1 pseudogene is annotated in these 666 nt (G+C 64.9%); it reads right to left on the bottom strand.

Going from position 1 to position 666, the window contains the following annotated elements:
• Window positions 1–666, bottom strand: a pseudogene (locus tag AC1DN0_RS41210) (ribonucleoside-diphosphate reductase subunit alpha); the annotation flags it as partial.

Here is a 666-nt window from a genome sequence, read left to right as displayed (position 1 = left end):
GGCGACGGCTTCCACCGGGGTGTAGCTGCTGACGGTCGTCTTGGCGATCTTGGTCGCCGGGCGCGAACGCAGGTAGTAGGTGGTCTTGATGCCCTGCTTCCAGGCGTACATGTACATGGAGGACATCGCGCCGATGTTCGGGCTTTCCATGAACAGGTTGAGCGAGGCGGACTGGTCGATGAACGCGCCGCGGTCGGCGGCCATGTCGATCAGCGAACGCATCGGCAGTTCCCAGGCGGTGCGGTAGACCTGGCGCAGGGTTTCCGGGATCTGGGCGATGCCCTGGATGGAACCTTCGGCCAGCTTGATCGCATCGCGCATTTCCGGCGTCCAGTGGCCGAGCTTCTTCAGCTCGTTCACCAGGTAACGGTTGACCTGCAGGAAGTCGCCGGACAGGGTCTCGCGCTTGAACAGGTTGGACACCTGCGGCTCGACGCACTCGTAGCAACCGGCGATCGAGGCGATCGTCGCGGTCGGAGCGATGGCGATCAGCAGCGAGTTGCGCAGGCCATGTTCCTTGATGCGCTCACGCAGGGCATCCCAACGCGCGGTGTCTTCGGGCACCACGTTCCAGGCGTCGAACTGCAGCTCGCCGCTGGCCGCACGGGTGTCGGCGAAGGACGGGTGCTTGCCGCGTTCCTGGGCCAGCTCGACCGAGGTTTCCAG

Source organism: Cupriavidus sp. 05N39 (assembly GCF_056397325.1).
This window is presented reverse-complemented; position numbering and strand designations above follow the sequence as displayed.